Below are 26,244 nucleotides of genomic sequence, written 5' to 3' on the forward strand. Positions count from 1 at the left end.
TACTTTAAAATGATTATTCCTCTGTTTTCCATCCTTTTTCTTGCTTCACCTCTAGAACGGAATAGTTCAAGTAGAAGAAAATGATCGCCAGATTCCCCATATGCATTTACAACATCAAACTCATTATCAACTGCTCACCAATGCGACCAGTTTTTCTTTTTCCTGTATCTTGAAATCCCACTTTTCTATAAAGTCGATCGGCCGCGATATTTTTGTGGTTCACCGCTAAAACAATCTCACTACAATTAGGAAATTCCTTTTTCACAAACGCTTTTAGTAATGACATTGCTTGCTTTGCATAACCTTTTCCTTGTTGTGTTTGGTTAATAGATAATGCAGTTAATAGCATTGCATGAGGATTATCAGAGTATTCTTTTACTCGTTCTGTCGCGTGTAATAAGAAAAAACCGACAGGTACTGCTTCATTATGTATTACGATTCGATATTGCCCCTCTGTTACTTCTTTATAATTGATTGGCAATGCCGTAAATTGTGCTTGTTCTTTTGGTAATGTAAAAGAGCTCAAGTCATCCATGTGTTCCGTTGAAAAATGGAGTAGTTTGATAGATGTTGTTTTTTTCATTCTTATCCCCCTCATTATTTACAAAAATGCCTTTTCATACAAATTATATCCTTCTATCTTACATAACAGTAGACTGATTAGCAAACCCCTTACCAAAGTCAGTTAAAATTCTTGCAAAACATAAATAACCATTGACATTCTGACTTAAGTCAGATAAACTACCTTTCATTGACTAAATTTTAATGAGGTGAAAGAAAATGAATACTAATACAAAAACGCCTTTATGGTCGTTGTCTTTTATTTTTATTACAGTAGCTAACGCGCTATTGTTTATGATATTTGAGATGCTCTTACCAACCTTACCGCTTTTTGTTGTTGATATAGGAGGAAGTTCTTTTGATGTTGGGCTTGTAACAGGTTTATTTATGGTATCTGCAATTCTTATCCGTCCTTTTGCAGGTATTTTACTGCAATTAATGGACAAGAAATACCTTTTAATTATTGGGATATTAATCAATGCACTTGCAACAGGGGCTTATTATGTGTCCAGTGACGTCACTATATTGTTTATCATCCGCTTAATTCATGGGGCAGGATTTGGACTGGCTTCCACTTACTTCGCCACAATTGCTGCAGAAATCGTGCCAAAAGAACGCCGAGGAGAAGGCATTGGCTATTTTGGAGTCGGTGAAACAATTGCAATCTCTGTTGGTCCGATGATTGGGATTATGATCTTAGAATGGTTTGATTTTCAACAATTGTTCATTGGTGGCATGTCCGTACTCCTGTTAGCGATACTATCAGTAGTTATGGTGAAACGACCAAAAGTTGATGCATCAAGTGATGTAGCAAAAATGAAAGTAAAATTATTCGATAAGAGAGTACTAGCACCTTCCCTCTTAGTTTTACTATTAGGAATTGCTGCATCCGGAATCATGTCGTTTCTGTCTCTTTACGCTGTCGAGAAAGGCTTTAATCATGTGGGCCTATTCTTCTTCTTGATTGCCGCAGCAAGTTTTCTTGTTCGTTTAATATCAGGGAGATTATTTGATTTACATGGACCGACTATTATCTTAATACCGGGAGCCATATTATCTATCATCGGATTTGGCTTTTTATATTTCGCACAACATGATTGGATGTTTTATATTGCCGCAATTTTCTATGGGTTCGGATTTGGTGCTATCTTCCCTGCCATTCAAACATGGTGTATTAACTTAGTTGAAGAAGGGGAAAGTGAGTATGCAATGGCATCCTTTTTCAACTTCTTTGACTTAGGAATCGGTAGTGGATCCTTAATATTTGGTTCACTAGCAATAAGTATGTCCTATGGCTTTATCTATGTTGTAGCCATCTTCGTTTATCTTTTATTCTTAATCATGTATATTTTAATTATGATCAATAAGAGAAGAACGAAAAAGGTGGCTTCATAATGAAAAAGGAAGAGATTAAGCATGTTGCAGTAAAGCATTTCAATGCTTACGGATATGAAGGTGTGAAAATGGCTCATATAGCGGAAGAACTAGGGATTAGAAAGCAATCTCTCTCTTACCACTATCCATCGAAGAAAGAATTATTAATGGATGCTTTTTCTTCAGCTGTGGAGGAAGAAAATCAATTCATTCGTACATTTTTTAATGAAATAACAGAAAAAACAGCTAAAGAGTCGCTTTATCAATTTTTAAAAGAGACTCAATTACGCTTTTACTCAAAACCTAACGCTGTCTTCTTACAAGAAATGTCCTATAAAGCACCCGTAGATTTGATTGATATTACGATAGCAAAATATCACACATATATGCATGTGCTAAAGCAAGAAATTAGTAACGTACTAGAAAGAGCAGAAATTAAATATAATTTATCTGATTGTGTAACAGGCTTTATCACATTATTAGACGGCCTAATCACACAGCTTGTTTATGAGAATATGAAAGCTTATGAACATGCCTTAAATATTTCTTTCGATATTTTTTGGAGAGGAATAACAAACTGACAGAAAAAATATCAACCTGGTTACTTACACTTCAACGTAAGTAACCAGGGTCACTATTTTTTGCTACCAGAGGCTGCTTTAAATTCTTGAAAAGAGGTATACTCAATATCTTTCCAAATCCATATCCCCTTTATTCCTTGTTCATCATGGTATACATTCCGATTCAATTCATTATCTTTATTTGTCGTAAAATAGTTTGCCACAAATATTTGTGATGGTCCTACCGTCATATTATTTTCTTCGATTACATTGGTGTTAACATCATGCTGTAATAGCAGTTGTCCGCCGTCTAGCCCTTTCGTGTCATTTTTGTATAGAATATTTTGAGATATTAAAGAGTTCCTCGTGCCACCTCTTTTTTCATCATATCCGCCGATTGCAATTCCTGTATAAAAATTACGGGATACCTCATTATCAATAATACTAATATTCTCAGCATATTTATTGGCATGCTCTGAAGTTGCTTCTATTCCGATGTCACTATCATTTACTTTATTTTGCTTAATGATTATATCTTTTCCACCATCCACATAAATCCCCCCCCGCAGCATATTCGTCTCCATAGGCAGGATTTCCAAAAGATGATATTCCGTACACTTCATTATCTATTACCACTCCATTACGGACAAAATCCTTTTTTTCATCATTCGCTACGCCTTCATATCCAATCAGATCAATACCAATATTATTGTTTCTCCGCACTAAATTGTTCTCTACTTTAAAACCGTCAATATTTCCATTAAGTACCACAGATTCACTAGAACCAAGCTTTAAATCCTCCACTGTATTAGACAAAATATTAATATCTTTCATTTCATCTGTACCATAAACGGCGATCCCATGGGCATTTCCATCATCTGCGTATGTTTCTATGTGGTGAACATGGTTATTCTCTAAAGTTATATGGTTGCTTGAACCAGTTACATAAATCCCCATAACGGTTTCATCGGCTAAATCTGTTGTTAGATCCTGTATCGTCAGACCATTAATTGTAATATAGTCTTTATCATTTATCATAATTAAGGCTGTATCACCTTCTGTGCTCTCTAGCTTCTCCCCACTAAGGACCACTTTTTCCTTTTGGTATGGACGAAATAGGACCGGCTGTAATTCCGTTCCACTATTGTTTACGACAAGCTGTTCCTCATATGTCCCTTCTCGAATGAACACAGTCGTTCCTGCTTCCGCTTCAGAAGCTGCTTTTTTTAGTGTGCGAAAAGGGGCTGATTTCGTCCCTTCATTTTGATCATTACCATTTACAGATACATATATCGTTTTATCCTTATTGGCACTTACACTACTGAACGCAAAAAAAACAATGGCAGCAACTACAACTAGGATTGCTACTATTTTTTTCATGATATTCCTCCTCCAAACAAAAAAACATCTGCTCACTTCATTATAAGTGAACAGATGTATAAATGGAAAAGAAAGTTAACTATATAAGATAAGAGGTTCGTATATCATTTCCTATCCTAGTATTCTTCTACTTTTTATACGTTGCCTTCCAGCGGCTATTAAGCTTCCTTAGCTTTACGAATTCTCTCTTCCGCTAGTCTATCAGCCGCAATGTTTGTTGCAACATTTTCTTTTTCTGCATATTCGAAAATTTGTTGTACCTTATCATAGATAGCATCAATTTTTTCCATTGCGCGTTCGTGTTCAAACCCGTGCAATGCATCTTCAATGGCAATGATACCACCTGCATTAACTACATAATCCGGAGCATACACAATACCTTTTTCTTGAAGTAATTCACCGTGTCGTGCATCTTTTAATTGATTATTCGCCGCACCTGCAACTACTTTTGCTTTTAAGCGGGCGATTGTATCATCATTAATACTTGCACCCATTGCACATGGAGCAAAGATATCACAATCCACATCATAAATAGCATCAACATCTACTTCTGTTGCACCGAATTCTGTTACCGCTTTTTGTACGTTATCTTTATTAATGTCGGAAACAACTAAATTTGCTCCGTCTTCATGCAACTTACGACATAGATTGTATGCTACATTTCCGACACCTTGTACAGCGATTGTTTTTCCTGTTAAATCATCTGTACCAAATGCTTTTAATGCTGCAGATTTAATTCCTTTATATACACCATGCGCAGTAAATGGTGATGGGTTACCACATCCACCAAGCTCAGGTGATACACCTGTTGCATATTTTGTTTCTTTTCTAATTGTCTCCATATCCTCTACAGTAGATCCGACATCTTCACCTGTAATATAGCGACCATTCAAGCCTTCAATAAATCTACCGAAAGTTCGGAATAACTCTTCACTTTTTATTTCTTTCGGATCACCAATGATAACCGCTTTTCCTCCACCAAGGTTTAAATCAGAAATAGCAGATTTATATGTCATCCCTCTTGATAATCTCAATACGTCGATAATCGCCTCTTCATCAGATTGATATGGCCATATTCTTAATCCACCTAATGATGGTCCTAATGTTGTATCATGGATAGCTATAATCGCCTTCAAACCAGTTTCTTCATCTTGGCAAAAAACTAATTGCTCGTAATCATATTGCGCTAATTTATCAAAAATCATGCAATTCCATCTCCTTAATTATGTTCTATTTACTATTATCTCTTTTTTAAGTTAAAAAAATAAGTAGAACATTGCATTCTTTTGGCAGTTATATATATAACTACTAAAATTTAACCAAAAAAAATATATGTTTTCAACTTAAATGCAACACAAAAACTATATTAACCAATATTTCCTGCCATTTCTAACCACTTGTAAGGTAATCTAACAAAACTCTAAATATGTTTAAATTTTGACTATTTTCTGACAAATAATCTAACCTACCTTATTTTATCTATTAAAACTGGTAGAATTAGTTATGGCAAATGAATCACTTTTTGGTATAGTTAGTATAAAGTAAGACTTCAATCAGTGGGAGTTTTTGACTCCCACTAATTGTTAGCGAAACTTATCAGGGCGTTAGCGTCCGTTTATCGCACACTTAGCTTCTTTGTTTTAACTCGAATCTTGAAGTGGGGATGTTACGGACTCATGCACCGTGATAAATATATTATCATAAAAAGAAAGAATGGTGTTATGGATAAACTTTATCACGAACTACAACGATTCGGATTTTCAAAATACGAGTGTCAAGCATATGTGGGCTTATTAAAGAACGCACCTGTTACTGGATATGAGCTCAGCAAGCGGACAGGTGTTCCAAGATCGATGATTTATGAAGTGCTTGGGAAATTGATGGCTAAGGGTGCTGTTTTTACAACACCATCTGAACCGGTAAAATATACGCCTCTCCCTGCTAAAAATTTAATTGAACGGTTGCGAAAGGAATTTGAGGACTCGTTCGACTATTTAGAGGAAAATTTAACATCACTTGATAGTGACCAAGAAGCAGATGTCATTTGGCGAATACACGCACAAGACCGTATCATTGCTGAAATGATAGAAATGCTCCATACTGCTGAGAGTGAATTATGGATATCCGCTTGGGAGCCACAAGTTTCACAGTTGAAAGAAACAGTAGATAAACGGATTGCAGATGGCGTCCATGTCTTCTCTGTGTTATTCGGGAAAATAGATATTGAAATGGGTGTTACACTCCACCATGATTATATGGCAATTGATATTGCAGAGGAACGAACGAATGGACATCTTACGATTTTAGCAATTGATAATAGCGAAGTAATGATCGCTAATTTCTCTCCTAACGGCTCGGATGCCTGGGCTATCAAAACAAAAGACCCCGCCCTTGTCTTAGTAGCAATGGAATATATGCGACATGATATTATGTACGGAGAGATAACGAAATCATTCGGTTCTGAAAAAGTAAATAGCTTATGGCAAAGCAACCTTGATTTAACACATATCGTAACAGGAAAACGACTCAAATATAAATGAGTCGTTTTTTCTGTTTGTCAGATTTACTTACATACCTATTACCGGAGAAAAATGCAAGTATTAGACTAACTACTAAAGGCAACTTTATACGATCCAACAAACGGTTCAGCATTTTGCGAACCGTCATTATTCGGGATTTTTTACGTAGTTATTATTATAATTACTATTACTATTATTAAATAAACATATGGTGGTGAAAATGGATTAATGAAATATGTCAAAACCACTGTTAAAATTGGATTATTATTCCTTTTTTATTGATTGGTGAATGGCTACAGGAACTTTTACACCTTCCTATTTCCGGAAGTATGATTGGCATTATTTTACTGTTTATCGCATTAACATGCAAAATCATTCCAGAAAAAGTGACATTGGGATTGGAATCGGACTTGGAACTTCCTCACAAGCAATAGGTGGTGCTAAAGCATTGGAACATAGTAAAATGAGTAGTTCAATTGGTACGGTAACTATGGTCTTAACAGCAATCATCGGCTCCTTTATAGCTCCTTTTATCCCTCTATTATTTAACTAAGCGATTTCCCAAAATTTCGACGTTATTAATCTAATGTTAGATTTATTAAGCTAGCGTGATAATTATGTTGATTTTTGTAAAATATCCTTTATTCATTCACGAAATATGGTTTAATGTTTGTAGTCTGAAATAGGAGGTAATCACTGTGAACCTTGTGAAAATGCAGGAATTGGCAAAATCCTATGATAACCAATACAATGTATTAGATGGAATTAACCTAGAAATTGAGCAAGGGGAGTTTTTTGTACTTGTAGGACCATCTGGATCAGGGAAAAGTACGTTATTACGTATGATTGCTGGTCTGGAGGATATTAGTGGTGGTATTCTAAAAATTAATGATAAAGTTGTCAACCATCTACAGCCAAAGGATCGCAACCTATCGATGGTCTTCCAAAACTACGCATTATATCCACATTTAACAGTTGAGCAAAATATTTTATTTGGTTTACAGGCAAAGAAAGTCAGCAAACAAGAGCAGCAGCAACGTCTAACAGAGACAGCTGAAATGATGGGGCTGTCTGAACTGTTAAAAAGAAAACCTAAACAGTTATCTGGTGGTCAACGACAACGTGTAGCTTTAGCAAGATCTGTCGTTAGTCATGCACCGCTTTGTTTAATGGATGAACCTCTATCCAACCTGGACGCAAAATTACGTGCACATATGCGAATAGAGATAAGACGGTTACAAAAGAAGCTCGGTCTTACTATGATTTACGTTACACACGATCAAGTAGAAGCCATGACAATGGGTGATCGTATTATGGTACTAAATGACGGTAAGATTCAACAAGTCGGCGATCCTATTACACTATATAATCAACCTGCTAATTTATTTGTCGCTTCTTTTATTGGATCGCCAAAGATCAATTTAGGGAAAGCTGTAGTCCAAGGACAACAACTCCTCATCGAAGATTCTATACATATACCAATCTCCTCTTCTTTGCTTAGTAGATTGACAGAACATCAAGACTTAACAGTAGGCATTCGTGCTGAACACCTCCTCAATGGAAAAGAAAATCGTAACGCACATTCACTAGAAGTCATCAATGTTGAACAGTTAGGTAATGAAACATTGCTAACCTTTGAAGTTGGTAGCCAGATTTGGACAGCAAAATGGTTAGGACAATGGAAAGTGTCCGTAGGTGATATGGTTCCTATCAATATTTCAATTGACCACATTAGCTTTTTTAGCACAAAAACGACAGAACTAATTAAACCTGCAACAATCACAACAACAGAGCAAGAGGAAGTGATTGTATGAATCAAGCTGCCTTGCAATTAGAAGAACAATATGCACAAAAATTTGCCAAAGCAAAAAAAGCACATAGAACAAAATCTTTGTTAAAAGGTTTGCTTTTTTTACTACCTTCTATCATTTTATTTAGTGTTTTTCTTTTCTATCCTTTATTTAAAACCATTTATTTAAGTTTTTTTCTGACTGATAGTAGTGGTGCTACCACTGTCTATGTTGGACTTAATAATTATATCAACATTTTCACCTCTCCATTATTTGTGAAAAGCTTTCAGGTTACCTTTTTATTCGTGCTCTATACGGTCCCTGGTACTATCCTTGTTAGTTTATTTCTAGCGATACTTGCTAATGAAAAATTAAAAGGGATCGGGATTTTTCGAACCATATTTTCCTCCACAATGGGAATTTCTGTTGCAGCTGCATCTGTTTTTTGGATGTTTTTATTTCATCCGTCGATCGGTTGGTTAAATCAAATTCTAGCTGTATTTGGTATTGATGCAATTGGTTGGCTAACAGACCCTAACTCGGCTTTAATCTCTGTTGCGATATCTACTATTTGGATGAACACGGGCTTTACCTTTCTAATCTTATTAGGTGGTCTACAATCAATTGATTCTTATTTATATGAAAGTGCCGATATCGACGGGGCAAGTTACTTCTATAAACTAAGAAGAATCACGATTCCAATGCTATCACCTACATTATTTTTTGTTATTACTGTTTCCTTTATCAGTGCATTTCAAACCTTTGGACAAGTGGATATGCTCACTCGTGGTGGACCACAAAATGAAACCAATGTCATCGTTTATTCCATTTACCAAGACGCCTTTATGAATTACCAGCATGGTGTGGCCAGTGCCCAAGCTGTTGTCCTTTTCGTTATTATTTTGATTCTAACACTCATTCAATTTAAGCTCGGTGAAAAGAAGGTGCATTATCAATGACAATACCTACACATCAAAAGGTTATCTTTTACCTACTATTAATTGTATCTGCCTTTGTCATCTTTGCCCCGGCACTTATCGCCTTTTCGATGAGTTTTATGCTTGGTCAAGATGTGATGTCCGGAAAAATTCTTCCGCCTTCTTTCACACTAGATAATTATGTAACTGTATTTGAGCGTGTTCCGCTACTTCGATTTCTATTAAATAGTTTTATTATCTCCATCGTTATTATGATTGGACAATTAGTCTTATCCAGTTTAGCTGCTTATGCATTTGTCTTCCTTAAATTTAAAGGACGAGATGTACTGTTCTTCATCTTTATTGCGACGATGATGGTACCTTTTGAAGCATCCATCATTCCTAACTTTCAAACGATCCGAGATTTAGGTTGGATTAATTCCTATATCGGTTTAACACTACCATTTTTCGCTTTAGCTTTTGGTACATTTTTATTACGTCAAGCATTTAAACAAATTCCAAAAGAATTAAAAGAAGCAAGTGAAGTAGCAGGGATGGGTGATTTCAAATTCTTCTTAACAGTAGTTCTACCAATGGCCCGTACTAGTTTAGTAACTTTGGGGGTTTACGGTTTTTTAACGTCCTGGAATATGTACTTATGGCCCTTACTTGCTACAACTACCGAAACAACACGAACGGTACAAATAGGGTTACGTCAGTTGCAAACACAAGAACAGTTAAATGAATGGGGGGTGATTATGGCAGGAGCAATCATTGTTGTCCTCCCTACATTAATCCTACTATTTTTAGGTCAGAAGAAATTGCAAAAAGGTCTTGCAGAAGGCGCGCTAAAATAAAAATTCTGGAGGAGTGTTTTCAATGAAAAAATGGTTAATTGGCTTACTATTTATGTTATTCGCAATGGTGACTGTAGCTTGTAGCTCCGATGATGCAGATGCTAATGAAGATGGAAATAATAACGAAGAAGAGACTGACTCTACAAGCGATGAGGCAAATACGAATGATGAAGCCGCTTCTGATGAAAAGCAGGTAGTGACATTTTGGCATGCAATGGGTGGTGCTTTAGAAGAAGCATTGGAAGAAATCGTGGATAACTTTAACCATTCTCAAGATGAAATTCAAGTTAATGCGGAATATCAAGGTACATATGATGAAGCCTTGACAAAATTCCATACTATCGCAGGTACAGACGAAGCACCAACAATGATACAAGTATTTGAGATTGGAACAATGTCTATGGTAAACAGTGGACAAATTGAACCAATCCAAAACTATGTAGATAATGATGGATATAATATGTCAGACTTAGAGGAAAATATTATTAACTATTACAAAATTGATGATCAATTCTATTCTATGCCATTTAACTCTTCCACACCAGTTATGTATTATAACAAGGATGCCTTTGAAGCTGCTGGTTTAGATCCGGAAAACCCGCCAGCAACTTATGAAGAAGTGGAGGCCGCTAGTAAACAAATTAAAGAAAACAATCCGGATATGAATGGCTTTGCATTACAAGCATATGGATGGTTATTTGAACAACTATTAGCTAACCAAGGTGCACTATTGATGAATAATGATAATGGGCGTAGTGATACACCGACAGAAATCGGCTTTTCAGATGAACAAGGTAAATCTATTTTCCAATGGGTTGAAAACATGATTAATGATGATACATTTGCCAACTATGGCACAAATGGGGATGATATGGTCGCAGGCTTTCTTGCTGAAGATGTTGCTATGTTCCTACAGTCTTCTGCAAGTGCTCGAGGAGTAGTTGATCAAGCGGACTTCGAAGTAGGTGTTGCATTCCTGCCACACCCAGAAAATGTTGAACGAGAAGGCGTAGTCATCGGTGGAGCTAGTTTATGGATGGTTGATGATAATGACCAAGCGGAAAAAGATGCTGCTTGGGAATTCATGAAGTATCTTCAAACACCAGAAATTCAAGCTGAATGGCATGTAGGGACAGGATACTTTGCTATTAATCCTGATGCATATGACGAACCAATCGTGCAAGAAACATATGAAGACTTGCCACAATTCAAAGTAACAGTAGACCAGTTACAGTCTACTGAGTCTTCTTACGCAACACAAGGGGCGATTATGGATATGATTCCAGAAGGACGACGAATTATGGAAACAGCTTTAGAAACGGTTTATAATGGTGGTAATGTAGATGATGCCTATCAAACTGCAGTAGAGCAATTTAACCAAGCAATCGAAAACGCCAATACAGCTCGTGGTGAATAATGACAAGTTACCTACCAGCGGGGCTCTCTCCGCTGGTTACTTTTCTTATGATTTGAAAGGATGTGCTAGCAGTGACAAAAATTTTTGGACATCGCGGAAGTAAAGGAAAATATCCTGAGAATACCTTACGAAGCTTTCAAGCAGCACTGGAGGAAGGTGCAGATGGATTAGAGCTTGATGTACATTTAACAAAGGATGGCGAAGTGATCGTTATTCATGATGAAGCATTAGACAGAACGACAGATGGACATGGACAAATAAAAGATTTAACATTGGAAGAAATAAAACAGTATAGCGCTGGTAAGCGTTTTCCCCATTTTAATAAGTACGATACAACATGGGATAAAGAACGTGTGCCAACCTTAGCGGAAGTATTACAATTACTAAGCGGAACAGATATAGCGCTAAATATCGAATTAAAAACCTATATTTATACATATCCAGGTATTGAGGAAAAACTATTCTCCGTTGTCAATGAATATGGAGAAAACCGAAAGATTGTATATTCTTCCTTTCATTTACCTAGTTTAATACGCATGAAAGGAATCGATCCTGACGCAGACATCGCCTTACTATTATTTAGCCCAATATCTAATCCACAAGATTATATACAAACATTTGATTTCGAGAGCTTGCATGTTGCAAAAGATTTACTATTACAAGATACACACAAACTTTTCCAAGACTTATATACCAAAACACGAGTGTGGACTGTCAATGATGAGGAAGAGATCCTACAATTATTAAAGATGGGTGTTAATACGATTATTACAGATTATCCCGAAAAAGCTGTTAAATTGAAAAAACAAAACCTCTGACAACAGTCAGAGGTTTATGCACGATTGTTATTTACGCCAAAAAGTAGAGCAATCTGCCTTATCCATGATATTGAATGCAATTATTTCCTCTAACAAATCGTAGTCAACGGAGCTATTCCATTTAATACGAATTAACTCTTTCGTATAATCATAACCCGCCTCTTCTATTTGATCTGTAAAACGTGTTATTCCTGGTTGCTCTGGTGCAACAGACATATGATGTTTCGCTACACTGAAACCGATAATAAATGTGCCATGATCCGTGTACATTGGTTGATTCCACTTTATGACCGGTTCTAAAGTAGGGAATTGCTCCTGAATCCAGTCGAATAGTTCTTCCATTCGTTTCCTATGCTGTGAATTTTCGATCTTTGACAAAAAATCTGCAAAAACTTCCATGTAGACACCTCCTAAACCAATCTATCATTTGACGTTTATGTTAATACAATAATCTATTTTCATTTTAACATAATAATTTCCTAAGGGGAGCTGCTAGAATCATCGCACAAGACAAATGATTACGATTATTATACTTCCAAAGAAAAATTCTTCACATCAATAGTCGATAATGGAGATAGCGAATGACTGTAAACTAATTTATTCGTTAAATCTACTAAAGATAACTTACCACCATGTGCTGCACCTGTATCAATACCTATTTTATCACTACAAATCCAAATATCATGGGCACTTCCTAATCGGAACGTTGGTGTGTGGCCAAATATTACTTTTTTATTTGTATGAAGACGTTGACTCGCAAACACATTTCTAATGGAAAGTATATCTTCAGGCTTTTGTCTATTCAATGGAATGTTTGGTCGAATCCCTGCATGAACATATATATACTCTTCATCCTCATAATATAGTCGCAGTTGATGAAAGAAGTGAATATCTTTTTTGGAAAAGGCACACATACTCTTACTCATATATTGATCTATTTCTCGTTGTTCATGGTTACCTCTTAGAGCAATTGCTCCATTTTCATATAGTTGACGTACAATTTTTACTGTTTTTTTAGAGTCAGGGCCCTTATGTATATAATCCCCTAAAAGAATTAACTGATCACTCGAAGGATAATACTTTGCTTTATCCAGCAAAGAAAGCAATTGTTGGCCATGACCATGAATATCAGATATCACCAGTTTTCTAGCCAATGTTTTCTTCCTTAAATATAAATGTACGATTAACTGGAAAGCAAATGGATACTTCATCCCTTACGTGTAAAGGTTGATCCACAACAAATGAGAAATCCTCATTATCCTCAGTATCTAAAATTACTTGCCATGATAGCCCTTGAAAAACAATATGTTTGACTCTTGCTCGAATACTATTTACTCCTTCACGGTCAACCGATGTGTCGTTTGGATTAACTAGTTTCACATCATCTGGATGAACAATAACCTTCCATTGACCTGCATCTTCCTTTTCACTGCTTGTATATTTCCCCTGAATGATTTGCCCTTTCCATTGGATTGATCCTCTATGATCCCCATCTATTTCCAACTGTTGTTTTTCTATAGCTAACCGATTAGTATAGCCAAGCAATTGTGCTACCCATTCCGTTTCTGGCATATTGAATACATTTTCTTTAGGGCCATATTGCTCTAATTTACCTGCACGAATAACTAACAGTTTATCAGCCAAAGCGAACGCCTCCATGGGATCATGGGTGACATGTACAACTGTTGTATGTAGTTCTTTTAAAAGGATAGCTAGCTCATTTCTCATTTGCAGTCGTAGTTTTATATCTAAATTTGATAATGGTTCATCCATTAATAGTATCTTTGGTTCCGTTGCTAATGCTCTGGCTATACCAACTCTTTGTTGCTGTCCACCTGAAAGGTGGGAAACCATTCTTTGGGCAAGCCCATTCAATTGCAATTTATTTAATAAATACTCTACCTTCTCCTTCCTTTTTTTCGTATAGTTTTTTCGTCTTTTTAAACCATATGCAATGTTTTCATATACGTTCATATGTGGCCAAAGTGCATAATCTTGAAAAACCATATTAACTGGTCTTTTATCTGGTGATAGCATCGTATGGCGATCGGAAACTTTTTGATTATCGATAATAATTTGCCCATCCGTCGGTTTAAGTAAGCCTGCGATTGCTTGGAGCAATGTGGATTTACCACAGCCAGATGGGCCTAATATACTGACAACCTCCCCTTCATTCAAGGAAAAAGATACATTATCTAAAGCAAGTACATTACCATATGCTTTACTTACATGTTCTACTGATAAAATACTACTCATTTATAAACGACTCCTTTTTTCTGTCTTTCAAATAAAATATCAAACTGCTTGTTTTATCAATCATAAGCATGATAGCAACTACAATTAAACCGCTAATTACCGTTGTAGATGTAGAAAACCCATAGTTTGATTGTTCAAAAGCTTCACTAATTGTTACAGGTAGTAAATGATAGTTTGGCGGATGAAGCATTGTAGCGACAGCCAAGTCAAATACACCTGTTCCGAAGCTTGCGATAAATGAGATAACTAATGCGCTACGAACGAAAGGTAATACAATCGTGTACATTTGTTCTTTAAGGCTAGCTCCTTGTAACGCTGCTGCTTGTAGTACTGATTCCGATATACTAGAAAATGCTCCAATTTGAAGTCTGACAGCAAAAGGAATAGCTCCAGCAACTGCTGCAAGTACAACAATAGATGGTGTGCCGTATAAGTTCATGTTAATCTTCTCCAACCAACTTTGATTCCAAATAAATATATATCCGACACTGAGTACAATTCCTGGAACAGCTAGTGATATCAGTGAAATCATATTAATAAGCCCTTTTAAGTGAAACCTAGTAAAATAGATAACAAAAGATACAATGAAACCAATAATTACACTGCACAAAGCAGCGGTACCAGATATTTTTAATGAATTTTGTAAACTGGCTAAAAAAGTTTCATTTGTTAATGCTTCTATGTAATATTGCAAAGTGAAATTATCCCATGCTAAACCACCATACATCGTTGACATAAAAGATACTAAAACACTCGATCCGATTGGAATCCCAAGAACAATTACTACAAAAACAATGCTTATTAATGAAAGAAAGGGGTGCCACTTTACTCTTTTTGGTTGAAGCTTAATTGCACGATTGTTTAAAAAATCGTAACGTGATTTTTTCATAGCCAAAAACAATACTAGTAATGCTAGTATAATAATGACAACAAGATAAAAAGAAAGTACCCCTGCTAGATCAAAGCGAGTAGGAGACATATTAATGGCTGAATATATGGTGTATGGTAGAGTTGGAAAACGATATACTGTCGATAGCGCAGCAGGCAAACCAAAATCACCAATAGTTTCCATGAATACAAGCGACCAACCTGCTACAAAAGCAGGTAATAATAACGGGAGCCGAACCGTATGTAATGCACCAAAGGCATTTGCCCCATTTAGACGAGCTGCCTCTACATAATGTAAAACATTCCATTCTAAAGCAGATTGAACCGCTAAATAAGCTAAAGAAAATTTACTTAAGGACATAACTAGGATAAGCCCAGCAGGTTGAAAGATCAGATCAGATATCCATGAGATTCCAAGCCATTGATTAATCAATCCGTTACTGTTGGCAAATAGTACCCAGCCTTGAGCAATAATAAAGGAAGGCATGATAAGCAGCACCCACGCAGTAATGTCTATTAATCTAGCTAACGTAAACTTCCAGCTCGCTCTCACTATTGCAAGAGTTCCGCCGATAAATGTTCCAAGAAAAGCCGTACCTGTTGCTAGTATTAGTGAGTTGATAAGAGACGCTTTCCATAGTGGTCGTTCAAACAGCTCTAATAGTAAGCCAAACCCCTCATAAACTCTTTCACCGAAGAAAAAACCAGGATATATTATTTGTAGGATAACCGCTAATAACGGCAGTAAAATTAAAAGGAACAGAAGCAGGGTGATACCTGCTCCTAAAGGATTAATTGATTTGATGGATCTTATCATTTTGTACATAACGTACTTCACTCCGTTTATCTACTTATTGAATAGCCTGATCAGCAAACCACTCTTTTATCTCTGCTTCATGCTCACTTGCCCATTCGATATCCGGAAGTTCGATGTAAGGATCTGGATCACGAATTGGATCTGGAATAGCTCCCTTGGCAAAAGGAGAAAATAAACTATCTCTATCATCAATCGCCGCAAGTGCTGTTTGTGTTTCAGGATCTAGCATAAATTCTACAAATGCTTCAGCTGCTTCCAATTTATCTGTATCTTTACTGATCCCAACTGCTCTGACAGAACCTGCTGCTCCATCTTCTGGCCAAATGAAATCTATAGACTCTCCACTGTTTTTAAGCTCATATGCATTATGTTCTTGTAATGCTGCAACCTCTGCATCACCGTTAACAAGAGCTTGTCCAAGTGGGCCATTTTTAGGGAATACTTTTAGACGACCTTCCCCAAATAGTTTTTGAAATTTATCTTTGGTTTCCTCTAACCCATTTTTATAAAAAATGTATGAAACAACAGGATAGGCAGGTGCTGCAACTGCAGGGTCTGCCATTGCAATATTACCTTCATAGCTCAAAAACTCTTCCCAACTTTTCGGAACTTTTTCTTTATCTATTAGTTCCGTATTATAGGCGATAAGTGCTGCTGCATGGATGCTCATAGGAAAATACGCATTATTCTCAGGCAATAGTGCCAATCTTTCATCAGTCATGTATTGCAGGTTTTCTGGTTCAAATCCTTCATAAAAGAAGCCTCTTTCCGCAAATCCATTAAAAGAACTCATTGCCCCAGTCCATACTACATCCCATTGTGGATTACCTTGTTCCGCTTCCATACGAGACAAAATTTCACCACCACCACCATGAACTACTTCCATCTTGTAGCCGGTATTTTCTTCAAACATATCTGCAATATAATCTGTTAAATCATTGGCATACAAAACTAATGGATCATTAGAACTGTTATCTTCTATTTCACCTTGTTCTACTTTATCACTCGTCTCTCCTTTCGCTGATTTTGACTCCGAATTACCACATGCCGCTATCAATAAGACACTACTTATTGCAACAAATACTATGCATAGTTTCATCATTCTCACGTACATTTTGTTCCCTCCTAGAGTTTTTCTCTGTTATCTCTAGATCATCGTAACAAACGGTTATCAACATACTTTTAACTGAATGTAAAGAAAGCATTAAATATCATCAAATTTATTGAATAAAAATTAGATAAAATCTAATATTAAATTAGTAACTTAGTATGTTAGGGGATGAGAAATCAATGAATATACAGCAACTAACTATTTTTGTCTCTATCGTGGAATTAAAAACATTGCGTAAGGTTGCAGAACACTTAAATATCCAGCAGCCCACCGTTCATTTCCATATAAAAAAGCTAGAACAGCAGTATCCTTTTCCTTTATTTAAATCCAATTATAGTAAAACACTAGCCCTGACGAATGAAGGTACTATTCTCTATCAACAGGCAAAGCAAATATTAATGTTGGTTGATAAAACAAATCGCTTAATGGGGGAATATTCGGAGAAACGATCTGGAAGTCTTTTGTTAGGTTCCACATATACGCCCGCTACATACATGATTCTTCCAACCTTAAGGGACTTCAAACAAAATCACTCTGATGCTTATCTTTCTGTCGAAGTAAAACCAGCACCCATTCTACTGGAAAAAATTAAAAATTTTGAAATCGATATGGCGATTGTCTCCCATAGCGATTTAATGGATAAAGATATTGTTGCAGAAAAACTCTTGAAGGATGATCTTCAATTAATCCTTCATCCGAACGATCCATTAACAAAAAAACGAAATCTAACCGTCAAAGACTTTAGCAATCAACCTTTTATCCTTCATGAAAAAGGGTCTATTTCCCGAAAATTAATAGATGAATGGATAAGTGAAAATAATATTTGCTTAAAGGAATTGATGGAATTGTCATCAACGGAAACGATGAAAGAGGCTGTCAAAAATGAACTAGGAATGGCTATTGTATCGGAGAGCTGTTTTAAGGAGGAAAAAAGAAAAGGAGAGCTTGTTAGCCGAGCACTTCCTGCATTTCAACTAAATAGGCATATATACATTACCTATCATAAAAAACAAATAATCACTCCAATTATGGAAAGTTTCTTACACATGCTAAAAAACAATCTTTAAGACAGGTAAATTAATATTTTGTATACAAACTAAAAACCCTCATAACTATAGTCACAAGGGTTTTTCGCTTAGTTCATGCACTTTTCTTTTTAAACAATCGCCCTAAGTTCAAGACACGAAATAGGATTTTGCCGATTGTTGTAATCGCAAATATCGTGATTAAAATTAGGGTAATAGTGGCTCCTGGTGGCGTACCTAAATCATAGGAAGCTACTAGACCACTTAGCATACCAATTAAAGCAATCACGATACCAATTAAAATAACACCATTAAAGCTTTTGCTTAAACGCATCGAGATAGCAGCTGGTAAAACGATAATAGCAGAGACTAAAAGTGCTCCTACTATCGGCATTATTACCGCGATTGTAATCCCTGTTAATACATTAAACAAAATAGACATGGTTTTAATCGGTAAACCTGCCGTAAAAGCTGTTTCTTCATCGAATGTCAGTATATACATCGGCTTTCGGAAAATGAAATATAACCCGCCGATAATGATAGTGAGGACTAATAACATCCATACTTGCTCTTTACTAATCGTAACAATCGAGCCAAATAAGAACTGATTCATACTTAATGTCGCTCCACCTTCGTTTAATCCCATTAAGACTAAGGCCAAGGCCATACCAACCGACATTAAAATAGCGATTGAAATCTCCGAATAGGTGCGATACACGACACGCAAATATTCTAGTACAACAGCAATTACCACTACGACTAATATATTTGTCCATGTTGGATTAATTCCTACTAATAACCCTAACGCAACACCAGCTAAAGACACATGTGATAAAGTATCTGCCATTAATGACTGTCTACGCAATATTAAGAACAAGCCTAATATCGGCGCAATTAGTGAAATGAGGATTGAGGCTTCGAAAGCTCTTTGCATGAATCCATGGAAAAACATCTCCACGGGGAATCCTCCTTTCTCACTAGCTCAATATGTTTGTCAGCGTGATTGCGGATTTCTTCATGGTCATGGGTAACCATTAAAATACCTTTACCATGCTCACTACTATTGTGCTTCAACAGCTTATAAAATTCGTCACGAGAATGTACGTCCATTCCTGTAGTTGGTTCATCTAGCACAAACAAATCAGGGTCTGTTGCAAATACGCGCGCAAGGGAAATTCGTTGCTTCTGTCCACCAGATAATTCCCCTATTTTTTTATGGCGCATATTCCACATTCCAACTGACTCAAGTGAACGACGCACATGCTCTTTATCTTCTTTATCTAATCTTTTAAACCATTTACCTCTTTGATAGCGACCTGATTGCACAAGCTCCATCACCGTACTAGGAAAGCCAGCATTAAAGGCTGAAATTTGTTGAGAAACATAACCGACTGCTAGCTTCTCTCCATTACGATTTGTCGGTGAAATTCGCACACTACCTTTAGAAGGTTTGAGCAATCCCAAAATATTACGTAGTAGAGTCGTCTTTGCAGCACCATTCTCTCCTGTAAGCATCACAAAATCGCCCGCATCTACTTCAAAGGAGATGTTCTCTAACACTGGTTCATCTTCGTACCGAAAGGCTAAGTTTTTAACTTCAATATAATGCACAATTATGCGACCTTTCTATTGTTATATTATTAATTACATGCTACTCGACATTATACCACAAAATCAATTATTTTACGCTCAACTGTAATGCTTCCAAATTTTTGCGCATTGCTCCAAGGTAGTCTAAACCTTCGTCTGCCAATTCTTGAGATACAGATTCCAAATCATATAAAACAGCCGTTTCTGTTCCTGTTTCATTCGCAATGGTTTCAGCAATTGCTGAATTAGAGCCTTTTTGGAAGTAAATAACCGGAACATCATACTCTCCGACCAGATCCCCAATCTCCGCAATACGTGATGGGCTTGGCTCTACTTCTGTAGAAAGACCTCCGACAGCGACTTGTTCTAAGTTATAACGATTGGCAAGATGGCCAAATGCTTGGTGTTGTACAACAAACACACGGTCTTCAGTATCATTAAGCGCTTCTTGATACGCTTGGTCTAATTTTTGCAGCTCTTGATTAAAGGCTTCAGCATTTGCTTCATATGTTTCTTGACCATCTGGGTCCGCCTCAATAAGTGCATCACGAATTACGTTTACTTGATCTTGTGCTAATACTGGATCTAACCAGATATGTGGATCACTTGCTCCATGATCATTAATAAATACTGTTACTTCATCTGATTCTGCATATTCATTATGATCATCATCTAATAGCACCGCTTTTACATCAAAGCTTTCTCCTGTTGTTTCATACTCAAAGTGATTTGTTGTTTGATCAGACACAACTTCCCATTCATCATCTGCATTCGCACGAGTGTACCAATGCCACTGGTCATACTCTACATCTTCATGAAGTTCCGCTTCTAAAGTAACTACATCACCAGTATGATAATGATCAGCTAAACCAACGATTTCAAGTTCATTATCACTATCTGAGCCATGATTGTGATCTCCGGCTTCTCCGTGTCCGTCGTGATCATGCTCTTCGTCTTCTCCATGTCCATGATTATCAACAGTAATTGCTACTGGTTCTGCTACAGCATATTCATTGTGATCATTATCGAACAGTACTGCGCGAACTTCAAAGCTTTCACTTGGGGCTTCATATTCGAATTCAGGTCCTCCCTGACCGGAGACAGTTTCCCATTCGTCGTCTTCACTTGCTCTTGTATACCAATGCCAGTGATCATAATCAACTTCTTCTGCTAATTCTGCAGTTAACTCAATTATGTCACCAGTGTGATAATGATCAGCAACACCATGGATTACTAGGTCTCCATCTTCATCATTTCCATCATGATCATGGTCATGTCTGTGATCGTGATCATGGTGTTCTTCTACTCCATCTGCTGTACGAGCAACCACGAGGTCGTCATTCTCCACTGTATTTAGTAAACTTTCAACCCAGTGTTCCATTTCTTCACTACTATATACAAATACATCTGCTTCATTAACTCCAGCTACATCTTGTGCACTTGGTTCATAGTGGTGTGCATCTTCACCAGCAGAGATCATTAAGGATACATCAGCACGATCTCCTGCTACCTGTTGAGCAAATTCATACATCGGATAAAATGATGTTATGATAGATAATTTATCATTGCTACTGTCTGCTTCTGTGCTTTCATCCTCGTTTTGATTACAACCAACAAGGACAGCACCTACTATTAAACTAAGTAAAATGGCACTTAACCAATTCTTCTTCATTTATTTTTCTCCTCTCATCACACAAGGCGTAATGATTACGATTTAAACTCATGGAATATTCTACACTATAGTTGTTTACTTAGTAAAGTAAAAAAATCGAAAAAAGCAATATTTTCATTTATTATTATTTTCTACATTTAATGTGCTAGCATATCACGTACTATTCCATCTGTATCTAAACTTGAAGGGTAATAAGTTGGCCAATTAGTAACCTCTTCTAACAATTCCACTCGATCATCGCCCCAATATAAATGGAAGTGATGTGATTCAACAGGGAAAATATTATGATCACTGAATTGGATGTATTTTGGTGCCTCGTCTGATCCATCTACTAATTCATAGACAAATCTTACACCCCTATTACCAGCTTCATAGTTTAGGATTTCATATCCATCTGATTGATATTCACCACCGTACTCTTTTTCATCTTCATAGAAAGTGACAACATTATCTTCAATGGTAATATGATCAACATCTGTTTCGTATCCAATTGTGTAATATTCTTTATATTCCTCTGCAGTTTTGTCTCCATCTTCTGCTTTATGTTCAAACACTTCTTCTAAATCTCCAGAAAGAAGATATGGATAAACAGACTGCCAATCCCCTTCAAAATCAGATAGGTCACGATCAGCAACTTGCTCATCTTCGAAATAACCATTGTAAATTTGTTGACTTTCTTCGTCATGTCCGTGATGATCATCAATTACTACTACAGTTGGAGCTGATTGCACACTAGCCTCATGACTATCATTATATAATACCGCTTTAATTTCTAGACCATTCATTTCTGCTTCACCAGTAAATGTATTGGTAGTTTGCCCAGAAATGGCCTCCCATTCATCATCCGCGCTTTCTCTACTATACCAATGCCAGTGATCAAAATTTGAATCTTCATCTAAAACCGCTGTCCACTCAATCTTGTCACCAGTATGATAGTGGTCAGCAACTCCTTCAATGGTAATCCCCTCTGGTGCTTCTTCGCTATGTCCATCGTCATCATGGTCATGTTCATGCTCCTCATCTGCATGATTTTCTGCTCCATCTACCTGTTCGTCTTCATTTCCTGAACAAGCAACTAATAGAAAACTTAGCAACAGGAAACTTGTTAAATTAATCATCCATTTTTTCATATGTACTCGCCTCCTATAATTATACACAAAACGAAATCATTACGATTTAAAGGATAGCATCACCCTGTATCAATGTCAATAGCTTTATTATACAAAAAGGTGCCTATTTCATGAAAATAGGCACCTTTTCTCCATTTTATTATCTATAACCACAACTCACTTAAGTTATGGATACCTCTTCATCTTTCAGCTTATAGTCATCAATCCATCATTCGTTTATTAAACGTTATTACCGTTAATGCTACTATTACGATAAGCCATCCACTAATTATCGCAAATGGTTGCCATAATTGCGCCCAATCTGCAGTTACTCCAGTCAGTTCAGCTATCTCTTGAAGTTGAACTCCTGGTGTATATTCTAAAACTTGTAAGAAAGCATACTGGTGGACAAAACCAATAAACATATTCGCCATACCGAAAATAAACATGACAGGAAGAATATAGATAGAGGCTTCCATTACCGTTCTTGTCACCAATCCCATCCATGTCCCAAGCGCAATAAAAATCACAAGTGCCATCAATGATCCAACCAATAACAACCCATTATTAGCAAAAGGGAAATCCATCATAAGCAAGCCTAAATAAGTAGTAATAAGTGTAATCAGGGTCGTAACAGCGCTTTTACCGGCAAGGATTTCTGGTACAGTTGCTGGAGAGAGCATCAATCCTCGTAACGTATTCTTCTCTTTTTCTTCTGCTATCATTGCACACTGCAAAAATGTTCCTACTAATGAAAGTGACAAAGTCAAAATCATCATATGCAGTTCTAAAGGGGCTTCTCCCATGCGACTATAAACAAAGGCTAGTATTAATGGCATAAAAGCTGTTGTTAGTACATACAAATTGCGATATAAATTTTTTAAATCTTTTTGAAAAATTGCCATGCATCGTTTGATAGAAAATGTCATACTAACTCCCTCCCTGTCACTTCAACAAAAATATCACCTAATGTCGGTTCTTTTGTCGAAATTCGCTCGATTATTTCCTCGGAAATAAATCGTTCGATATCCGCTGCACTTGATGCATCTAATGGCAGTTCTAGTTCACGACCACTCTTTAATTCTACACAAATAATATCTTCTCGATACTGTCTCTTTAAATTTTTTGGCTCATCCAATAATTGAACAGTACCTTTATGCAAAAAAGCAACTTGATCACAAAGATGGTCTGCTTCCTCCATATCATGTGTCGTAAGGAAAATCGTTGTTCCTTGACGGTTTAACTCCTTTAAACCTTTATGAATGTGTTTTGAATTGGCTGGGTCTAATGCTGAAGTAGGCTCATCTAAAAATAATATTTCCGGCTTATGCAGCAATGCTCTAGCTAACAAAACACGTTGTGTCATACCTTTTGATAGCTTCTGCACTTGTGTTTTATACTCCGACTGCAGATTAACCATTTCTAACACTTCGTTGATCCGCTTCTGAGCAATATGATATAAATCAGCATATAATTTTAAGTTATCATAGATCGTCAAACGTTCATATAAACCACTATTATCTGTTACCACACCGAAACGTTGTCTAAATGCTGGTTTAGCTAATTTCATTGCTGGTATACCAAACACATTCGCTGTACCTGCCGTTTGCCTCACCTGTCCTGTTAAAATCTTAATGGTTGTTGTTTTCCCCGATCCGCTTGGACCTAAAAAACCAAATGTTTCACCTTTTTTCACTTGAAACGAAACACCATTCAGTGCTTGTTTATTGCCAAAAGCTTTTGCTAAATCATTTACTTCTACTATATTCTCCACCCCAAAAACCTCCTAGCGCATTTGTTTTGCTTATAATTCTAGAATAGCGATTAATTTAGGGTTACGCATTATATCTCAGGTAAATGGAGTATATCGTTAGATGAATGGAGCTTATTCTACTCCTAATAATTCCTTTAGCTTAGCTAATTTCGATTTTGATAATGGTACTTCTGAACTTTTTTTATCTATAAGCGATAGACTATAACTATTTCTCGTCCACGTAATGACCTCACGAATTTTTTGCAAGTTAACAATATAAGAACGATGACAACGGAAAAATCCTTGGCTCTGCAACTGCAGTTCTAATTCCTTCAATGTTAGCCCTGTCGAAAACCCTTCACCACGAGTGAATAAAATAGACTGACCATTTTTACTTTCTATGTAATCAATCTCTTGTGGATCAAATAAAATTATTTTATCTTCCACTTTCGCTGAAATTTTATTAAGCTGAAAGGTTTGCTCTATTTCAAGCGAAGCATCCGTCTCATAAGATTCTGTCTCCTTCTTCGTTTCCACCTGATGCAAGCCTTGCTCATCTCATCATACCAGCAAATACTTAATGAAGAGAGATAGCTTTCTTTATCAGAATGAATCGTATGATGATTTATTTGAATGGATCCTTTTCGCACTGTTTCTTTGCCTGTAATCATCTGAAGCAAAATCTCTCTAATATTTACTGCCGATTGAATCGCTTTTACTTCTCCGCAATTTATCTCGATATCCACCAATGGAAACAATAAGTGATTACCTTGACGAAACTCAATTCTATTCATCGTGAACACAACGATTTCCCCCTCTCCCATCTATATTTGTCTTAATTAACTATAATTATAGCAAAGTAGCGATTAAAAACGAGATAGTAGTAATCGAGAACAATAGCTTCCGCTGTAGACCAATCTTGTACATAGGAATACACTAGCTTTAATAATGATGTTCCATGCTGGGCCATTGCATCTCGAAGGACACTTTCATTAATGAACGTTTTATCCTGCTTATTCAATTAGTAACCTCCTTTCGTTATACCCTTTAGACGACTAATTAGAAAAAAGGTGACAAAAAAACTCCCTTACAAATTCTTCATCATAAAGGAGTGTTTTCATATACTAACTTTTCTTTAATTGTACTAACAATTCCATTGCTTCTAACGTAGATGCAATCAAGGCTTTATCTCCTTTTTGCTGGCGTAATGCTAATGCCTGTCGCAGATATTTTTCAGCATATTCTAATTGGTTCATCTCCATATAACATTTCCCTATATGCTGTAAAACAAAATCTACATAGTGGTCTACACCGTTCTTCTCGCACAGGGACAAAGCTTTCTCAAAAAGGACAAGTGCTTGTCTATGTTGGTCGTCATACTTATATACTTCACCGATCCTTATTAAAGTTATAATTTCTTTTACGATATCTTGATGTTCAAGTGCATAGTTTAAGCACAGCTGCAAATATTCTTTGGCTTTATGTAGGTGTACCTTATCTGCGTTTCCATATATTCGATACAAATTACCTAGAGCGCCTGATAGATAATACGCGCCCTCGCTTTCCTCCTTAATAAGAGAATACTCTAATGCTTTAATACTCTCTTCAAGCAAACCTAAATCTGAAGCTGTTTCACGTAAATAATTCGTTTGATCAAAATAAATGGTTGGTGTTACTTTATTTAATATGTGCGTATATTCCCTATTTGTCATACGCATCACCTCCATTATTTAAAAAGTTGCTTACTCAATTTCATACTTCATCTAGTTGATCGGCATAAAACTCCATTTTAGAGGAATTTCCAATTGGATCTGGTTCCCCTTGAATGCC

General features: G+C 36.5%; 28 protein-coding genes and 1 pseudogene. 11 read left to right on the top strand and 18 right to left on the bottom strand.

The window, feature by feature from the left end; all coding sequences use genetic code 11:
* Positions 1-106 precede the first annotated feature (106 nt).
* Positions 107-583: a GNAT family N-acetyltransferase gene (locus tag SH601_RS10890; protein WP_319958330.1), complete on the bottom strand. Its 477-nt coding sequence runs from the start codon at positions 581-583 to the stop codon at positions 107-109.
* Between the two features lie 197 nt (positions 584-780).
* On the opposite strand from SH601_RS10890, the gene SH601_RS10895 reads away from it, so the two are divergent.
* Positions 781-1,956 (top strand): MFS transporter, encoded by a 1,176-nt coding sequence (locus tag SH601_RS10895; protein WP_319958331.1) that lies wholly within the window; start codon positions 781-783, stop codon positions 1,954-1,956.
* The gene (locus SH601_RS10900) at positions 1,956-2,516 is read left to right on the top strand and encodes a TetR/AcrR family transcriptional regulator (protein WP_319958332.1); all 561 of its coding nucleotides are present in this window, start codon (positions 1,956-1,958) and stop codon (positions 2,514-2,516) included. The genes SH601_RS10895 and SH601_RS10900 overlap by 1 nt, the downstream gene beginning before the upstream one ends.
* A 68-nt stretch (positions 2,517-2,584) precedes the next feature.
* Here SH601_RS10900 and SH601_RS10905 read toward each other — a convergent pair.
* A pseudogene (locus SH601_RS10905) lies at positions 2,585-3,875 on the bottom strand (DUF1565 domain-containing protein); the annotation flags it as partial.
* Between the two features lie 158 nt (positions 3,876-4,033).
* Complete coding sequence (locus SH601_RS10910; RefSeq protein ID WP_319958333.1) at positions 4,034-5,080, bottom strand: Glu/Leu/Phe/Val dehydrogenase dimerization domain-containing protein; 1,047 nt, start codon at positions 5,078-5,080, stop codon at positions 4,034-4,036.
* Positions 5,081-5,596: 516 nt separating this feature from the next.
* On the opposite strand from SH601_RS10910, the gene SH601_RS10915 reads away from it, so the two are divergent.
* The 8 genes from SH601_RS10915 to SH601_RS10950 all read left to right on the top strand — a co-directional run bounded on the left by SH601_RS10915 (position 5,597) and on the right by SH601_RS10950 (position 12,193).
* On the top strand, positions 5,597-6,415 hold the full coding sequence (locus tag SH601_RS10915) for a TrmB family transcriptional regulator (RefSeq protein WP_319958377.1): 819 nt from the start codon (positions 5,597-5,599) through the stop codon (positions 6,413-6,415).
* A gap of 308 nt (positions 6,416-6,723) precedes the next feature.
* Positions 6,724-6,828 (top strand): hypothetical protein, encoded by a 105-nt coding sequence (locus SH601_RS10920; protein WP_319958334.1) that lies wholly within the window; start codon positions 6,724-6,726, stop codon positions 6,826-6,828.
* The gene (locus tag SH601_RS10925; protein WP_483401982.1) at positions 6,786-6,947 is read left to right on the top strand and encodes an LrgB family protein; all 162 of its coding nucleotides are present in this window, start codon (positions 6,786-6,788) and stop codon (positions 6,945-6,947) included. The genes SH601_RS10920 and SH601_RS10925 overlap by 43 nt, the downstream gene beginning before the upstream one ends.
* A 145-nt stretch (positions 6,948-7,092) precedes the next feature.
* Positions 7,093-8,208: an ABC transporter ATP-binding protein gene (locus SH601_RS10930; protein ID WP_319958335.1), complete on the top strand. Its 1,116-nt coding sequence runs from the start codon at positions 7,093-7,095 to the stop codon at positions 8,206-8,208.
* Positions 8,205-9,143, top strand: a complete 939-nt coding sequence (locus SH601_RS10935) for a carbohydrate ABC transporter permease (protein ID WP_319958336.1) — start codon at positions 8,205-8,207, stop codon at positions 9,141-9,143. The genes SH601_RS10930 and SH601_RS10935 overlap by 4 nt, the downstream gene beginning before the upstream one ends.
* Positions 9,140-9,958 carry a carbohydrate ABC transporter permease gene (locus SH601_RS10940; RefSeq protein ID WP_319958337.1) on the top strand — a complete coding sequence of 273 codons (819 nt, stop codon included), beginning with the start codon at positions 9,140-9,142 and terminating at the stop codon, positions 9,956-9,958. The genes SH601_RS10935 and SH601_RS10940 overlap by 4 nt, the downstream gene beginning before the upstream one ends.
* 22 nt (positions 9,959-9,980) lie before the next feature.
* On the top strand, positions 9,981-11,375 hold the full coding sequence (locus SH601_RS10945) for an ABC transporter substrate-binding protein (RefSeq protein WP_319958338.1): 1,395 nt from the start codon (positions 9,981-9,983) through the stop codon (positions 11,373-11,375).
* Positions 11,376-11,446: 71 nt separating this feature from the next.
* Positions 11,447-12,193 carry a glycerophosphodiester phosphodiesterase gene (locus tag SH601_RS10950; RefSeq protein ID WP_319958339.1) on the top strand — a complete coding sequence of 249 codons (747 nt, stop codon included), beginning with the start codon at positions 11,447-11,449 and terminating at the stop codon, positions 12,191-12,193.
* A 27-nt stretch (positions 12,194-12,220) separates the two neighbouring features.
* Here SH601_RS10950 and SH601_RS10955 read toward each other — a convergent pair whose 3' ends face one another.
* From SH601_RS10955 to SH601_RS10975, 5 genes are all read right to left on the bottom strand, one after another.
* Positions 12,221-12,592 carry an iron chaperone gene (locus SH601_RS10955; protein WP_319958340.1) on the bottom strand — a complete coding sequence of 124 codons (372 nt, stop codon included), beginning with the start codon at positions 12,590-12,592 and terminating at the stop codon, positions 12,221-12,223.
* Positions 12,593-12,720: 128 nt separating this feature from the next.
* Positions 12,721-13,347: a metallophosphoesterase family protein gene (locus SH601_RS10960; protein ID WP_319958341.1), complete on the bottom strand. Its 627-nt coding sequence runs from the start codon at positions 13,345-13,347 to the stop codon at positions 12,721-12,723.
* On the bottom strand, positions 13,340-14,449 hold the full coding sequence (locus SH601_RS10965) for an ABC transporter ATP-binding protein (protein WP_319958342.1): 1,110 nt from the start codon (positions 14,447-14,449) through the stop codon (positions 13,340-13,342). Before SH601_RS10965 ends, SH601_RS10960 begins: the two co-directional genes overlap by 8 nt.
* Entirely contained in the window at positions 14,442-16,163 is a 1,722-nt protein-coding gene (locus SH601_RS10970; RefSeq protein ID WP_319958343.1) for an ABC transporter permease, read from the bottom strand. Before SH601_RS10970 ends, SH601_RS10965 begins: the two co-directional genes overlap by 8 nt.
* A gap of 25 nt (positions 16,164-16,188) precedes the next feature.
* Positions 16,189-17,268, bottom strand: coding sequence for an ABC transporter substrate-binding protein (locus SH601_RS10975; RefSeq protein WP_319958344.1), 1,080 nt, complete (start codon positions 17,266-17,268; stop codon positions 16,189-16,191).
* Between the two features lie 176 nt (positions 17,269-17,444).
* Between SH601_RS10975 and SH601_RS10980 the strand changes: the two genes are divergently transcribed.
* A complete protein-coding gene (locus tag SH601_RS10980) occupies positions 17,445-18,332 on the top strand; it encodes a LysR family transcriptional regulator (protein ID WP_319958345.1) in 888 nt (295 codons plus the stop codon).
* A gap of 73 nt (positions 18,333-18,405) precedes the next feature.
* Here the strand turns inward: SH601_RS10980 and SH601_RS10985 are convergent, their stop codons facing one another.
* From SH601_RS10985 to SH601_RS11030, 10 genes are all read right to left on the bottom strand, one after another.
* Positions 18,406-19,248 (bottom strand): metal ABC transporter permease, encoded by an 843-nt coding sequence (locus SH601_RS10985; protein WP_319958346.1) that lies wholly within the window; start codon positions 19,246-19,248, stop codon positions 18,406-18,408.
* Positions 19,185-19,901 carry a metal ABC transporter ATP-binding protein gene (locus SH601_RS10990; RefSeq protein ID WP_319958347.1) on the bottom strand — a complete coding sequence of 239 codons (717 nt, stop codon included), beginning with the start codon at positions 19,899-19,901 and terminating at the stop codon, positions 19,185-19,187. The genes SH601_RS10985 and SH601_RS10990 overlap by 64 nt, the downstream gene beginning before the upstream one ends.
* A 67-nt stretch (positions 19,902-19,968) precedes the next feature.
* On the bottom strand, positions 19,969-21,552 hold the full coding sequence (locus SH601_RS10995; protein WP_319958348.1) for a metal ABC transporter solute-binding protein, Zn/Mn family: 1,584 nt from the start codon (positions 21,550-21,552) through the stop codon (positions 19,969-19,971).
* Between the two features lie 137 nt (positions 21,553-21,689).
* Positions 21,690-22,682, bottom strand: a complete 993-nt coding sequence (locus tag SH601_RS11000) for a ZinT family metal-binding protein (protein WP_319958349.1) — start codon at positions 22,680-22,682, stop codon at positions 21,690-21,692.
* A gap of 200 nt (positions 22,683-22,882) precedes the next feature.
* The gene (locus SH601_RS11005; RefSeq protein WP_319958350.1) at positions 22,883-23,590 is read right to left on the bottom strand and encodes an ABC transporter permease; all 708 of its coding nucleotides are present in this window, start codon (positions 23,588-23,590) and stop codon (positions 22,883-22,885) included.
* A complete protein-coding gene (locus SH601_RS11010) occupies positions 23,587-24,435 on the bottom strand; it encodes an ABC transporter ATP-binding protein (RefSeq protein ID WP_319958351.1) in 849 nt (282 codons plus the stop codon). Before SH601_RS11010 ends, SH601_RS11005 begins: the two co-directional genes overlap by 4 nt.
* Before the next feature lie 111 nt (positions 24,436-24,546).
* Positions 24,547-24,951, bottom strand: coding sequence for a LytTR family DNA-binding domain-containing protein (locus tag SH601_RS11015; protein ID WP_319958352.1), 405 nt, complete (start codon positions 24,949-24,951; stop codon positions 24,547-24,549).
* On the bottom strand, positions 24,897-25,217 hold the full coding sequence (locus tag SH601_RS11020) for a hypothetical protein (RefSeq protein WP_319958353.1): 321 nt from the start codon (positions 25,215-25,217) through the stop codon (positions 24,897-24,899). Before SH601_RS11020 ends, SH601_RS11015 begins: the two co-directional genes overlap by 55 nt.
* A gap of 32 nt (positions 25,218-25,249) precedes the next feature.
* Positions 25,250-25,435, bottom strand: a complete 186-nt coding sequence (locus SH601_RS11025; RefSeq protein WP_319958354.1) for a hypothetical protein — start codon at positions 25,433-25,435, stop codon at positions 25,250-25,252.
* 103 nt (positions 25,436-25,538) lie between these two features.
* On the bottom strand, positions 25,539-26,126 hold the full coding sequence (locus SH601_RS11030) for a tetratricopeptide repeat protein (protein ID WP_319958355.1): 588 nt from the start codon (positions 26,124-26,126) through the stop codon (positions 25,539-25,541).
* Positions 26,127-26,244 lie beyond the last annotated feature (118 nt).

The organism is Gracilibacillus pellucidus (genome assembly GCF_033949965.1).
GTDB lineage: Bacteria > Bacillota > Bacilli > Bacillales > Amphibacillaceae > Gracilibacillus > Gracilibacillus pellucidus.

Bases quoted from the DNA above. Each gene is read 5' to 3' on its own strand.
- SH601_RS10895 (WP_319958331.1), top strand. From the start codon at position 781: ATGAATACTAATACAAAAACGCCTTTATGGTCGTTGTCTTTTATTTTT.
- SH601_RS10945 (WP_319958338.1), top strand. From the start codon at position 9,981: ATGAAAAAATGGTTAATTGGCTTACTATTTATGTTATTCGCAATGGTG.
- SH601_RS10940 (WP_319958337.1), top strand. From the start codon at position 9,140: ATGACAATACCTACACATCAAAAGGTTATCTTTTACCTACTATTAATT.
- SH601_RS11030 (WP_319958355.1), bottom strand. From the start codon at position 26,126: ATGACAAATAGGGAATATACGCACATATTAAATAAAGTAACACCAACC.
- SH601_RS10970 (WP_319958343.1), bottom strand. From the start codon at position 16,163: ATGTACAAAATGATAAGATCCATCAAATCAATTAATCCTTTAGGAGCA.
- SH601_RS10920 (WP_319958334.1), top strand. From the start codon at position 6,724: ATGATTGGCATTATTTTACTGTTTATCGCATTAACATGCAAAATCATT.
- SH601_RS10910 (WP_319958333.1), bottom strand. From the start codon at position 5,080: ATGATTTTTGATAAATTAGCGCAATATGATTACGAGCAATTAGTTTTT.
- SH601_RS10980 (WP_319958345.1), top strand. From the start codon at position 17,445: ATGAATATACAGCAACTAACTATTTTTGTCTCTATCGTGGAATTAAAA.
- SH601_RS11000 (WP_319958349.1), bottom strand. From the start codon at position 22,682: ATGAAAAAATGGATGATTAATTTAACAAGTTTCCTGTTGCTAAGTTTT.
- SH601_RS11005 (WP_319958350.1), bottom strand. From the start codon at position 23,590: ATGACATTTTCTATCAAACGATGCATGGCAATTTTTCAAAAAGATTTA.
- SH601_RS10915 (WP_319958377.1), top strand. From the start codon at position 5,597: ATGGATAAACTTTATCACGAACTACAACGATTCGGATTTTCAAAATAC.
- SH601_RS10900 (WP_319958332.1), top strand. From the start codon at position 1,956: ATGAAAAAGGAAGAGATTAAGCATGTTGCAGTAAAGCATTTCAATGCT.
- SH601_RS10995 (WP_319958348.1), bottom strand. From the start codon at position 21,552: ATGAAGAAGAATTGGTTAAGTGCCATTTTACTTAGTTTAATAGTAGGT.
- SH601_RS10890 (WP_319958330.1), bottom strand. From the start codon at position 583: ATGAAAAAAACAACATCTATCAAACTACTCCATTTTTCAACGGAACAC.
- SH601_RS10965 (WP_319958342.1), bottom strand. From the start codon at position 14,449: ATGAGTAGTATTTTATCAGTAGAACATGTAAGTAAAGCATATGGTAAT.
- SH601_RS10935 (WP_319958336.1), top strand. From the start codon at position 8,205: ATGAATCAAGCTGCCTTGCAATTAGAAGAACAATATGCACAAAAATTT.
- SH601_RS10975 (WP_319958344.1), bottom strand. From the start codon at position 17,268: ATGTACGTGAGAATGATGAAACTATGCATAGTATTTGTTGCAATAAGT.
- SH601_RS10955 (WP_319958340.1), bottom strand. From the start codon at position 12,592: ATGGAAGTTTTTGCAGATTTTTTGTCAAAGATCGAAAATTCACAGCAT.